The following is a 12,743-nucleotide window of genomic DNA, read 5'->3' as shown; positions in this document are numbered from 1 at the left end:
TCCGCTTTCTGTGCGCTGACGGTAGACGAACTGGCTGCGACACTCACGCCCCTGGACTGATGCTCTGAACTATGTCACTGACCCGCCTTCTTATTAAAGACTTCCGTAACATCGAGAACGCGGATCTCACGCTCTCCCCTGGCTTTAATTTCCTGGTCGGTGCGAACGGCAGCGGCAAAACCAGCGTGCTGGAAGCGATCTATACGCTCGGTCATGGGCGGGCGTTTCGCAGTTTGCAAATCGGCCGTGTGATCCGTCATGAGCAGGAATCTTTTGTTCTGCATGGGCGTTTACAGGGCGAAGAGCGGGAAACGGCGATTGGCCTGACCAAAGACAAGCTCGGCGACAGCAAAGTGCGCATTGACGGCACCGACGGGCATAAAGTCGCGGAGCTGGCGCTGCTGATGCCGATGCAGCTGATCACGCCGGAGGGGTTTACTTTACTCAACGGCGGCCCCAAATACCGAAGAGCGTTCCTCGACTGGGGATGCTTTCACAACGAAACCGGTTTTTTCACCGCCTGGAGCAATCTCAAACGTCTGCTGAAACAGCGTAACGCCGCGTTGCGCCAGGTGAGCCACTACGCGCAGCTTCGTCCGTGGGACAAAGAACTTATCCCGCTGGCCGAGCAAATCAGCCGCTGGCGTGCGGAGTACAGCACCGCTATCGCTGAAGATATGGCGGATACCTGCCAACAATTTTTGCCGGAGTTTTCCCTGACGTTCTCTTTTCAGCGTGGCTGGGAGAAAGAGACGGACTACGGCGACGTGCTGGAGCGCAATTTTGAGCGCGACCGCATGCTGACCTACACCGCGCACGGCCCGCACAAGGCGGATTTCCGTATTCGTGCGGACGGCGCGCCGGTAGAAGACACGCTGTCGCGCGGGCAGCTAAAACTCTTGATGTGCGCGCTGCGTCTGGCGCAGGGCGAGTTTTTAACGCGCGAGAGCGGACGACGCTGTTTATACCTGATAGATGATTTTGCCTCAGAACTTGATGACGCGAAGCGCGGGCTGTTAGCCAGCCGCTTAAAAGCTACGCAGTCGCAGGTTTTCGTCAGCGCTATCAGCGCTGATCACGTGATGGACATGTCGGACAAAAATTCGAAGATGTTCACCGTGGAAAAGGGTAAAATAACGGATTAACCCAAGATTAAATGAGCGAGAAACGTTGATGTCGAATTCTTATGACTCCTCCAGTATCAAAGTCCTGAAAGGGCTGGATGCGGTGCGTAAGCGCCCGGGTATGTATATCGGCGATACGGATGACGGCACCGGTCTGCACCACATGGTATTCGAGGTGGTAGATAACGCTATCGACGAAGCGCTCGCAGGGTACTGTAAAGACATTATCGTCACGATTCATAGCGATAACTCTGTCTCCGTACAGGATGATGGCCGTGGTATTCCGACCGGTATTCACCCGGAAGAGGGGGTTTCCGCGGCGGAAGTGATCATGACCGTTCTGCACGCAGGCGGTAAGTTTGACGATAACTCCTATAAAGTTTCCGGCGGCCTGCACGGCGTGGGTGTTTCCGTGGTTAACGCCCTGTCGCAGAAACTGGAGCTGGTTATCCAGCGCGATAACAAAGTTCACCGCCAGATTTATGAGCACGGCGTTCCGCAGGCACCGCTGGCGGTTACCGGTGACACCGAAAAAACCGGGACGATGGTGCGTTTCTGGCCGAGCTATGAAACTTTCACCAATGTTACCGAATTCGAATATGAGATTCTGGCGAAGCGCCTGCGTGAGCTGTCATTCCTGAACTCTGGTGTGTCTATCCGCCTGCGTGACAAACGTGACGGCAAAGAAGATCACTTCCACTATGAAGGCGGCATTAAGGCGTTTGTTGAATACCTCAACAAGAACAAAACGCCGATCCACCCGAATATCTTCTACTTCTCCACCGAAAAAGACGGTATCGGCGTCGAAGTTGCGCTGCAGTGGAACGATGGTTTCCAGGAAAATATCTACTGCTTTACTAACAACATTCCACAACGCGATGGCGGTACTCACCTTGCAGGTTTCCGTGCGGCGATGACCCGTACGCTGAACGCCTACATGGATAAAGAGGGCTACAGCAAGAAAGCCAAAGTCAGCGCTACCGGCGATGATGCCCGTGAAGGCCTGATTGCGGTCGTCTCTGTAAAAGTGCCGGACCCGAAATTCTCCTCGCAGACCAAAGATAAACTGGTCTCTTCTGAGGTGAAATCGGCGGTAGAACAGCAGATGAACGAACTACTCAGTGAATATCTGCTGGAAAACCCGTCCGACGCGAAAATCGTGGTCGGCAAAATTATCGATGCGGCGCGTGCGCGTGAAGCGGCGCGTAAAGCGCGTGAAATGACCCGCCGTAAAGGCGCGCTGGATCTTGCCGGTCTGCCGGGCAAACTGGCGGATTGCCAGGAGCGTGACCCGGCGCTGTCCGAACTCTACCTGGTGGAAGGGGACTCCGCGGGCGGTTCTGCGAAGCAGGGCCGTAACCGTAAAAACCAGGCGATTCTGCCGCTGAAAGGCAAAATCCTGAACGTTGAGAAGGCGCGTTTCGACAAGATGCTCTCTTCGCAGGAAGTGGCGACGCTTATCACGGCGCTGGGCTGCGGCATCGGCCGCGATGAGTACAATCCGGATAAATTGCGTTATCACAGCATCATTATCATGACCGATGCGGACGTCGATGGTTCGCACATCCGTACGTTGCTGCTGACCTTCTTCTACCGTCAGATGCCGGAAATCGTTGAGCGCGGCCATGTCTACATTGCGCAGCCGCCGCTGTACAAAGTGAAAAAAGGCAAGCAGGAGCAGTACATCAAAGATGATGAAGCGATGGATCAGTACCAGATCGCAATCGCCCTTGATGGCGCCACCCTGCACACCAACGCCAGCGCACCTGCGTTAGCCGGTGAGCCGCTGGAAAAACTGGTCGCTGAATACAACGCGGTGCAGAAAATGATTGGTCGCATGGAGCGCCGTTTCCCGCGCGCGCTGCTGAAAGAGCTGGTGCATCAGCCGACGCTGGCCGAAGCCGACCTTTCCGACGAACAGAAAGTGACTCGCTGGGTTAATGCCCTGGTCACTGAGCTGAACGAAAAAGAGCAGCATGGTAGCCAGTGGAAGTACGATGTGCGTGTTAATAGCGAGCTGAACCACTTCGAGCCGATTATTCGCGTGCGTACTCACGGCGTCGACACGGATTATCCGCTGGATAATGAGTTTATTATCGGTGGCGAATACCGTCGTCTCTGCGCGTTGGGCGAAAAGCTGCGTGGTCTGATTGAAGAAGACGCCTTTATCGAACGTGGCGAGCGCCGTCAGCCGGTTGCCAGCTTCGAGCAGGCGCTGGACTGGCTGGTGAAAGAGTCCCGCCGTGGTCTCGCTATCCAGCGTTATAAAGGTCTGGGTGAAATGAACCCGGATCAGCTGTGGGAAACCACTATGGATCCGGACAGCCGCCGTATGCTGCGCGTGACCGTCAAAGATGCGATTGCCGCAGACCAGCTGTTCACCACGTTGATGGGCGATGCGGTTGAACCGCGCCGCGCCTTTATCGAAGAAAACGCCCTGAAAGCGGCGAATATCGATATCTGATCCGCTGTTTCCCCTCTCCATCCGGAGAGGGGAAAATCTAAAAGAGGCACTTCCCGCCCCGTTTCCATCCCCCTTTTCCCGTTTTATCCGTGCTGTTTTTTGAGCGGAATCGCGTTAGCATGAGCCTGGAAATATCTCATCTGGGGATCTCATGGCTATCAAACTTATTGCAATCGATATGGACGGCACGCTGCTGCTGCCGGACCACACCATCTCTCCCGCGGTTAAAAACGCGATCGCCGCTGCGCGCGAACGCGGTATTAACGTGGTGCTGACCACTGGCCGGCCATATGCGGGCGTACACAGCTATATGAAAGAGCTGCATATGGAACGGGAAGGCGATTATTGCATTACCTATAACGGCGCACTGGTACAGAATGCCAGCGATGGCAGCACCGTCGCGCAAACTGCGCTGAGCTATGATGATTATCGCTATCTGGAAAAACTCTCCCGTGAAGTGGGTTCCCACTTTCACGCGCTGGATCGCAATACGCTCTACACCGCTAACCGTGACATCAGCTACTACACCGTGCATGAATCTTACGTCGCCACCATTCCGCTGGTGTTCTGCGAAGCCGAGAAAATGGATCCGGCAATCCAGTTGCTGAAAGTGATGATGATTGATGAGCCAACCATTCTTGATCAGGCCATTGCCCGTATTCCGCAGGAAGTGAAAGAGAAATATACCGTGCTGAAGAGCGCACCGTATTTCCTTGAAATCCTTGATAAACGCGTCAACAAAGGCACCGGCGTCAAATCGCTGGCCGATGCGCTGAATATCAAACAAGAGGAGATCATGGCGATTGGCGATCAGGAAAATGACATCGCGATGATTGAATATGCCGGCGTGGGCGTGGCGATGGATAACGCCATCCCGGCGGTGAAAGAGGCGGCGAATTTCGTCACTAAATCGAACCTGGAAGACGGTGTTGCCTACGCGATCGAGAAATTTGCGCTGAACTAGGCCGTAACATGCGCAAGGGCGCTACGCCCTTGCCGCTGTTGGTTTTTCTGCGGTCAGCGGGATATGCGCAACGCCGCTTTTCATGATCCATTTGCGTAACCACGGTGTGGTAAGGATGCGATTTTTAATGATTTTTCCCAGCAGTTTTATGCGTAATCGCCGCGTTTTTTGGCGATAGACGTTATTCGCATTATCCGGCGCATTGCAAAGCACGCCGCTGAGTATTTCGGCGCTATCCAGCGCGTAACTGATGCCTTCGAGCGAGCTGGCGCTGATAAAACCGGCCGCTTCACCAATCAAAAATGCATTATCTTCCCCACAAACAAAATCGCCCCAGCGCGACGGGCACAGAACGGTACATTTTTCGCTTTTCACCACCTCGCCGAAGCGAAAATTGAACGTCTCAAGCCGCGTTTTCAGCGCCTCAAAATTTTCACGGCTGTTTTTCAACGCAAACGCACCGCCAAAAATAAAGTAGCCCTCTTTACTGATGCTCCATGCATAACAATCGGTGGTCGCGTTATCGAAAACGCAGGAATAGAACGGCTGCGGGTGCTGGTCTTTAAACCATTGTTGCAGCGCGACATATTTACGAATGTCATGCGCAGGGTAAATAACCCGCCGCACCATTGAGTTTGCGCCGTCTGCGCCCACCAGATAACGGCATGTCACAGTGGATTCCGCACCTTCGGCGCAAAATGTCAGATGCCAGAGATCGTTTTCGCGCCAGATTTTTCGGCACAGCGCATCGTGGTAAACGTTGACCGAGGGGGGAATCAACGATTTCATCCACAAATCAAACGCATGGCGATCGATATTCAGGTAACTGCGCTGGTAGTTTCGCGTAAGGCCACTTTGCACATCGACCGTACGCACGCTAAAAATCTGCGGATCGGCCATCACCTGCACCGGAAGCGTAATACCTGCACGGATAAACGCCCGCTGCGCATCGGGTGCCAGCAGCCCACCGCACGGTTTTTTAAAGCCGCTATTGCCCTGCTGCTTTTTATCCAGCGCGATAACGCTCAGGTTCCCGGCTAACTGCCGCGCCAGTGCCGCACCTGCTGGCCCCAGCCCGATTATTGCCACGTCAAAATGCTGCATCATTTCCTCCTGTGTTAAGGGAGGAAGGCTATACCGAGTCTGTGAAGTGACCGTGAAGTGCAGAGTAGGCGAATCCCGCCCATTGCTATACCCTGAAGCGACATTATGGCTTCAGGGTCTTTTCATGAAACAGCTCACCTTTGCTCCGCGCAATCATCAACTTACCAATATCAACACCTGGACGGCAGACAGCCAGTGGCTGGTATTTGATGTTCGCCCCTCTGGCGCATCGTTTACTGGTAAAACTATTGAACGGGTCAATGTGCGCAACGGTGACGTTGAGGTGCTGTATACCGCAACACACGGTGCGCATGTTGGGGTAGTGACGGTGAACCCTCGGGCGCAAGAGTATGTCTTTATCCACGGTCCGGAAAACCCGGACGCCAGCTGGCAGTATGATTTTCACCATCGGCGCGGCGTGGTGTTGGCAAATGGTATCGCCCGTAACCTTGATGCGCTGGACATTACCGCGCCTTACACGCCCGGTGCATTACGCGGCGGCACACATGTGCATGTGTTCAGCCCGAATGGCAAGTTTGTGAGCTTCACGTATAACGACCATGTATTGCACGAGCGCGATCCGGCTCTGGATTTACGCAATGTCGGTGTCGCGGTGCCGTTTGGCCCGGTTACGCCGCCTTGCACGCATCCACGCGAATATGGTGGAAGCCACTGGAGTGTTTTGGTCAGCCGCACTACGCCCGTGCCACAACCGGGTAGCGATGAGATCAACCGCGCGTATGAAGAGGGGTGGGTGGGCAATCAGCGGCTGGCGTTTATCGGCGATACCTTGTCGCACAGCGGTGAAAAAGTGCCGGAGTTGTTTTTTGTTGCGCTTCCCGGCAATGAACAGGGCTGGAAAACGCCGGGCGATGCGCCATTAGCGGGCAGCGAACAAACCCTGCCCGCGCCGCCAAAAGGTGTGATGCAAAAACGCCTGACGTTTACGCATCACCGCCGCTACCCAGGATTAGTGAATGTGCCGCGTCACTGGGTGCGCAGCAATCCGCAAGCCACGGCAATCGCGTTTCTGATGCGCGACGACGATGGCATTGTGCAATTGTGGCTGATAAGCCCGGACGGCGGCGAACCGCGCCAGTTAACGCATACAACTCACGGAATTCAGTCAGCTTTTAACTGGCATCCTTCCGGCAAAGCGCTGGGATTTGTGCTGGAAAACCGTATTGCGATGTGCGACGCGCAGCATGGCGATATCACCTTTTTGAGCGCCGATCATGCAAATCCGCCGTCGGCAGATGCGGTCGTGTTTTCACCGGATGGTAAGCAGATTGCCTGGATGGAAGAGGTGGACGGTTTCCGCCAGCTATGGATGACGGAAACCGGCAGGTAATTTAATGTGCCGGCATGGGCGCGGGGGGGATCACCGAATCGGTTGCCAGCGAGGCTTTCTCGCTTTGTTCCACCCGCGATTTGAGAGAACTATCGCGGCGGAAAAGATCCCACGGCAGCAATAGCGTATCCAGGATGGCGGTAAAGGGCATATCCAGCACCACCAATGATTTCGTGCCTATGCCGGTGTCATCATCAGACAGCATCGCCGAACTGGCGCGTGTGCCGGGGTACGTCCCCTCTTTGCCGCCAGTATGCGACATCACGCTTGAACACCCCGACAACACCATCCCGCTGAGCAATGCAGAAACTATCAGAATCGTTTTCATTTTCGATTTGTCATCGTTGTTTATCGTTTGAATGCTATCCAGGGGGTTATAGCCTCCCGAACGAGAAAGCGACAGCATTCGAGCTCCGCTCTGTGGCGGCATTCGCACTTTAACTTTTTGTGCTGCTACCCCAGTCTATGCGTTGTGCCAGAAAGTGCAAAAAAAAGTCCGAATTGCGGGCTTGAAAACCTCTCCTTCAACCACATTTTAGGAATGTAGCCCGGGAACATGCCGGAAGGGTGTTCGGCTACGTTAGTTGCCTGTCCATGGTGGAAGGCATAAAAATCTCGCTGATTTCAGGAGCTTTAACTATGCGTAACTTCGATCTTTCCCCGCTTTATCGTTCAGCCATTGGTTTTGACCGTCTGTTTAACCTGCTGGAAAACAACCAGAACCAGAGCAATGGCGGTTATCCTCCGTACAACGTCGAGTTAGTGGATGAAAACCACTATCGCATCGCTATTGCTGTGGCCGGTTTCGCGGAAAGCGAGCTGGAAATCACCGCGCAGGACAACCTGCTGGTGGTGAAAGGTGCCCATACCGACGAACAGAAAGAGCGCACTTACCTCTATCAGGGCATCGCCGAACGTAACTTCGAGCGTAAATTCCAGCTGGCGGAAAATATCCACGTGAAGGGCGCCAATCTGGTCAACGGCCTGCTGTATGTCGATTTAGAACGCGTGATCCCGGAAGAGAAAAAACCGCGTCGTATCGAAATTAACTAATTATCCAGGGTCGCGGCTGGCGGCCCATCCCAGACATGCTCGCCGACAGGGAGCATATGTGAGCTTACGCGCTCGCAGGTATTCACTCGCTTCTTAGAAGGAGAAACACAATGCGTAACTACGATTTATCCCCGCTGCTGCGTCAATGGATCGGCTTTGACAAACTGGCCAACGCCCTGCAAAGCACCAGTGAGCAACAGGCGTTTCCGCCCTACAACATTGAGAAGGGCGACGACAATCACTACCGCATTACCCTCGCGCTGGCTGGTTTCCGCCAGGAAGAGCTGGATATCCAGCTGGAAAACGGGCGCTTAACCGTTAAAGGTACGCCGGAAAAACCGGCCAACGAGCCGAAATGGCTGCATCAGGGGCTGGTGATCCAGCCGTTTAGCCTGAGCTTTACGCTGGCCGACTATATGGAGGTCTCCGGTGCGACCTTCACCAACGGCCTGCTGCATATCGATCTGCTGCGTAACGTGCCGGAAAGCGCCGCGCCTCAGCGCATTGCCATCAGCAATCGCCCGGCGTTAAACAGCTAACGGTCAGTAACGAAAAGGCTCCGCATGCGGGGCCTTTTTTGTTTATGCCCGCACGCCCTGCAAGAAGCGGTGGCGCCAGGGTTTCAGCACAAAAAATGCCAACAGCGCACAGAGAATATCCAGCGTAATGGCGCAGCCAAATACCAGATCCCAGCTACCGGTTTGCTGATACAGCAGCGCCGCCAGCGGGCCGCCGAAAATCGAACCAATCCCCTGAGAAATATAGAGCCAGCCGTAATTCGCGGTGGCATGCTGCGTACCAAAGGTGTCGGTGAGCGTGGCGGGAAACAGGGAGAAAATCTCGCCCCAGCCGAAAAATACCACCCCGGAAAGCAGAACAAACAGCAGCGGATCGTCTTTGCATAGCAGCCACAGCGCCATTGCGCAGCCTTCCAGGCCAAAAGCGATAAACATCATGTTTTCCCGGCCAATCCGGTCAGAAATATAACCGCACACCGGGCGCGTCAGCCCATTCATAAAACGGTCAATGGTCATTGCCAGCGGCAGCGCCGCCATCCCCATTACCGTTACGGCAGTGATGCCGAAATCCTCAGCGAAAATGGCCATCTGCGACGTCACCATCAACCCTGAGGTAGACATCATGGTCATCATCGCAAACATCAACCAGAACAGCGGTTTTCGCAGCATCTCTTTCGGCGCGACGCTTTTATCGCTCATCTTCAGGTTGCTGGTAATTTCTTCTGTTCGGATGCTGTGCGGCGCCCGTAGCCCCTGGCTGGCGATAAACCCGATGAACGCCATCAGCAGGCCAAATTGCCACAGCGTATTCTCCAGCCCTTTGGCAGCCAGCGATTGTGTCACCGGGAAAGTTGTCAGGATCGCGCCCATACCGTAGCCCGCCGCCACCATCCCTGTGGCAAATCCGCGTTTTTCCGGGAACCATCGCACCATCAGGCCAACCACGCCGATATAAACAATGCCGGTGCCAAGGCCGCCCAGTACGCCGTAATAGAGATAGAGTTCCGTCAGGCTGCTGATGGTGGCGGTCAGCATCCAGCTTACGCCACTCAACACCGTGCCGATGGCAATCAGCCGCCGCGGGCCAAACTTATCAATTAACCGCCCCTGAAAGGGGGAGAAGAAGGTTTGCAGAATAATCAGCAGCGAAAAAGTGAGCTGGATTTCCGCCAGGGGCACGTGCAGTTTTTCCATAAACGGTCGCGTCAGCAGCGCCCAGACATACTGCGGGCTGGAAATAGAAACCATGCACACCAGGCCCAGCGCCAGTTGCATCCACTTTTTCGGGCTTGCTACTACCACGTTGGTCAATGTTGTATTTGTCATTCTGCCACCCTGTTGTTAACAAAAGTGGTCTTTTGCATTAACTATGCCATAACCTATTGTTGCGGCTGGGATTGCATTGATGCTTAGCAGGCATAGGGTTTGAATCAATCCTGAAGCGGTCAGACAGGCGAACAGCACTGCTTTGATTCGGGGCAACCGTCGTTTGCTGGTGCACTTTTCGCCACATCACGAAGCAGAGAAAATCCCTGCACTTTGTGCAGCATCACCCATACAGTTATTACAGCTTCTGCCAATATTCCTGTAGTCATCATGTACAGGGAAACGATCATGAGTGATATCGCATTAACCGTAAGCGTTCTGGCACTCGTTGCTGTCGTCGGGTTATGGATAGGCAACCTGAAGATTCGTGGCGTCGGGTTTGGCATTGGTGGTGTGCTGTTCGGTGGGATAATCGTCGGCCACTTTGTTGATCAACTGGGCATTCCATTGAGTAGCCCAATGTTGTTATTTGTGCAGGAGTTCGGCCTGATCCTGTTTGTGTATACCATCGGCATTCAGGTCGGCCCCGGGTTCTTCGCCTCGTTACGCGTCTCCGGCCTGCGGCTGAATCTGTTCGCTATTCTGATAGTGCTTCTCGGCGGCCTTGTCACCGCCATTCTGTATAAGCTGTTCGCCATTCCGTTGCCGGTGGTGCTGGGGATTTTCTCCGGCGCGGTAACCAACACGCCTGCACTTGGCGCGGGGCAACAAATCCTGCGTGATTTGGGCATTGCAGGCCCGGTGCTGGATCAGATGGGCATGAGCTACGCGATGGCCTATCCGTTCGGTATCTGCGGCATTTTGCTCAGCATGTGGTTACTGCGCGTGCTGTTTCGCGTCAATGTGGATGAGGAAGCGCGTAAGCACGACGCCACGCTCAGTAACGGCACATCGCTGATTCGCACCATCAATATTCGCGTCGAAAACCCGAATCTCAACAAGATGGCGATTCAGGACGTGCCGATCCTCAACAGCGATAAAATCATCTGCTCGCGCTTAAAACGCGGTGAGTTGTTGATGGTGCCTGCGCCCGGTACGCTGATTGAAGCCGGCGATTTGTTGCATCTGGTGGGATTACCTAAAGATCTGCACAACGCTCAACTGGTTATCGGCCAGGAAGTTGATGTCTCGTTATCCACGCGCGGTACGGATTTGCGAGTGGAGCGCGTGGTGGTGACCAACGAAAAAGTGCTGGGGAAAAAGATTCGCGACCTGCACTTTAAAGAGCGCTATGACGTGGTGATTTCACGGCTTAACCGCGCCGGGGTTGAACTGGTGGCGAGCAGCGACGCCAGCCTGCAATTCGGCGATATTCTTAATCTGGTCGGGCGACCATCGGCGATTGAAGCCGTCGCCAATGAAGTGGGTAATGCGCAACATAAACTGCAACAGGTGCAGATGCTGCCAGTGTTTATCGGTATTGGTCTCGGCGTATTGTTAGGGTCGATCCCGCTGTTTATTCCCGGTTTTCCTGCGGCGCTAAAATTAGGTCTGGCCGGTGGGCCGCTGATTATGGCGCTGATCCTTGGGCGCATTGGCACCATTGGCAAGTTGTACTGGTTTATGCCGCCCAGCGCCAACCTGGCGCTGCGGGAATTGGGTATCGTGCTGTTTCTGGCGGTGGTTGGGCTGAAATCCGGCGGGGATTTTATCGCCACGCTGACTCACGGCGATGGGGTGAAATGGATGTGCTACGGCATTTTCATTACTGCCGTTCCGCTGATAACCGTCGGCTTGCTGGCGCGGATGGTGGCGAAGATGAACTATCTGACCTTATGCGGCATGTTAGCCGGGTCGATGACCGATCCGCCCGCGCTGGCCTTTGCTAACGCGTTGCACCCCACCAGCGGCGCGGCGGCGCTCGCCTATGCCACGGTCTATCCGCTGGTGATGTTTTTGCGCATTATCACGCCGCAATTACTGGCGGTGATCTTCTGGGGAATGGGCTAATGGCGTTTCCGGGTGGATACGCCGCAAATGGTAATCCACCTGGTAATCGCGGGTGTTACGGAACATCACCGAGTAGTTAAGGAACTCGCCGCTGTCGCTGTAGGAAAGGGAGGTGATACGCAGCAGCGGCGTTTGCTCCTGGATGTTTAATATTTGCGCCAGTTGCTTATCTGCCAGCACCGGCGTCAGGCTTTCGTAGTTGCCGCTAATTGTTATTCCGCACTCCTTTTCGATGTAATCGAACTTTGACCCTTCAAGGTGCGCCAGCGAGAGCGTACGGAACAGTTTCACCGGCATATAGCTATCTTCCAGCATCAGCGGTTTGCCTTCGACATAACGCACGCGGCGCGAGAAGTAGATGCGCTCATTGATTTGGATGCGCAACTGGCTGGCGATCGCCGGTGGCGCAGGCATCACTTCAAACAGCAGCACTTTGCTGTGTACCTCTTTCCCTTGCTGGCGCAGCACTTCTACCAGCCCCGTCAGGTTGGTAGTTTCATGATGTACATCTTTGCGCGCCACAAAGGTTCCGCTGCCGTGACGGCGCACCACCAGCCCCCACACCACCAGCAGATCAACCGCTTTGCGAATGGTCATTCGCGCCACGCCAAACTCCTGCGCCAGCGTTTTTTCACCCGGTAAGGGACTACCGACGTTGTAATCCGAGGAGTTCAGCCGCAGACGCAGCCGCTCGGCTATCGATTTGTAGATCACCTGTATACCTCTTTACACCCCATGTCAGGAATATACGCACCCTGCATGTCTATTTTTAACTCAAAAAGTAGACCTGAAGGGGTGAAATAAAACCATGAAAGGGATCACGGAACGCAGCGGCGCGTCCTGCCGGCAGGAAGGTGAATTCTTATGCTCATTTCAGGCCACTAAAACA

The 12,743-nt window shown here is 54.5% G+C and carries 11 protein-coding genes and 1 other annotated feature; of the genes, 7 read left to right on the top strand and 4 right to left on the bottom strand.

Features of this window, described 5'->3' with window-relative positions; all coding sequences use genetic code 11:
• Positions 1–71: 71 nt before the first annotated feature.
• From recF to yidA, 3 genes are all read left to right on the top strand, one after another.
• Complete coding sequence (recF, locus tag O3S68_RS23395; protein ID WP_269232639.1) at positions 72–1,145, top strand: DNA replication/repair protein RecF; 1,074 nt, start codon at positions 72–74, stop codon at positions 1,143–1,145.
• Between the two features lie 28 nt (positions 1,146–1,173).
• Complete coding sequence (gene gyrB, locus O3S68_RS23390) at positions 1,174–3,588, top strand: DNA topoisomerase (ATP-hydrolyzing) subunit B (RefSeq protein ID WP_269232638.1); 2,415 nt, start codon at positions 1,174–1,176, stop codon at positions 3,586–3,588.
• Between the two features lie 151 nt (positions 3,589–3,739).
• Complete coding sequence (gene yidA, locus O3S68_RS23385; RefSeq protein WP_097407247.1) at positions 3,740–4,552, top strand: sugar-phosphatase; 813 nt, start codon at positions 3,740–3,742, stop codon at positions 4,550–4,552.
• A 21-nt stretch (positions 4,553–4,573) separates the two neighbouring features.
• Here yidA and O3S68_RS23380 read toward each other — a convergent pair whose 3' ends face one another.
• The gene (locus O3S68_RS23380) at positions 4,574–5,656 is read right to left on the bottom strand and encodes an FAD-binding protein (protein WP_269232650.1); all 1,083 of its coding nucleotides are present in this window, start codon (positions 5,654–5,656) and stop codon (positions 4,574–4,576) included.
• 124 nt (positions 5,657–5,780) lie between these two features.
• Between O3S68_RS23380 and O3S68_RS23375 the strand changes: the two genes are divergently transcribed.
• Positions 5,781–7,007 carry a DUF3748 domain-containing protein gene (locus tag O3S68_RS23375; RefSeq protein ID WP_269232637.1) on the top strand — a complete coding sequence of 409 codons (1,227 nt, stop codon included), beginning with the start codon at positions 5,781–5,783 and terminating at the stop codon, positions 7,005–7,007.
• Between the two features lies 1 nt (position 7,008).
• Here the strand turns inward: O3S68_RS23375 and O3S68_RS23370 are convergent, their stop codons facing one another.
• Positions 7,009–7,335 carry a YceK/YidQ family lipoprotein gene (locus O3S68_RS23370; RefSeq protein WP_044489763.1) on the bottom strand — a complete coding sequence of 109 codons (327 nt, stop codon included), beginning with the start codon at positions 7,333–7,335 and terminating at the stop codon, positions 7,009–7,011.
• Positions 7,336–7,577: 242 nt separating this feature from the next.
• Positions 7,578–7,653 (top strand) — a sequence feature (ROSE (Repression Of Heat Shock gene Expression) occurs in the 5'-region of heat shock genes and acts as an RNA thermometer to modulate expression.).
• Between O3S68_RS23370 and ibpA the strand changes: the two genes are divergently transcribed.
• Complete coding sequence (gene ibpA, locus O3S68_RS23365; RefSeq protein ID WP_020455839.1) at positions 7,647–8,060, top strand: small heat shock chaperone IbpA; 414 nt, start codon at positions 7,647–7,649, stop codon at positions 8,058–8,060. (Overlaps the previous feature by 7 nt.)
• A gap of 110 nt (positions 8,061–8,170) precedes the next feature.
• Entirely contained in the window at positions 8,171–8,599 is a 429-nt protein-coding gene (ibpB, locus tag O3S68_RS23360) for a small heat shock chaperone IbpB (RefSeq protein WP_017458081.1), read from the top strand.
• 42 nt (positions 8,600–8,641) lie between these two features.
• On the opposite strand, the gene oxlT is transcribed toward ibpB, so the two are convergent.
• Positions 8,642–9,904, bottom strand: coding sequence for an oxalate/formate MFS antiporter (oxlT, locus tag O3S68_RS23355; protein ID WP_269232636.1), 1,263 nt, complete (start codon positions 9,902–9,904; stop codon positions 8,642–8,644).
• 288 nt (positions 9,905–10,192) lie between these two features.
• Between oxlT and O3S68_RS23350 the strand changes: the two genes are divergently transcribed.
• The gene (locus O3S68_RS23350; RefSeq protein WP_045507342.1) at positions 10,193–11,854 is read left to right on the top strand and encodes a putative transporter; all 1,662 of its coding nucleotides are present in this window, start codon (positions 10,193–10,195) and stop codon (positions 11,852–11,854) included.
• On the opposite strand, the gene O3S68_RS23345 is transcribed toward O3S68_RS23350, so the two are convergent.
• Positions 11,822–12,568 (bottom strand): GntR family transcriptional regulator, encoded by a 747-nt coding sequence (locus O3S68_RS23345; protein ID WP_020455836.1) that lies wholly within the window; start codon positions 12,566–12,568, stop codon positions 11,822–11,824. The two genes, O3S68_RS23350 and O3S68_RS23345, sit on opposite strands and share 33 nt — an antisense overlap.
• Between the last annotated feature and the right edge of the window lie 175 nt (positions 12,569–12,743).

It is taken from the genome of Kosakonia sp. SOY2, assembly GCF_027109175.1.
Lineage (GTDB): Bacteria > Pseudomonadota > Gammaproteobacteria > Enterobacterales > Enterobacteriaceae > Kosakonia.
This window is presented reverse-complemented; position numbering and strand designations above follow the sequence as displayed.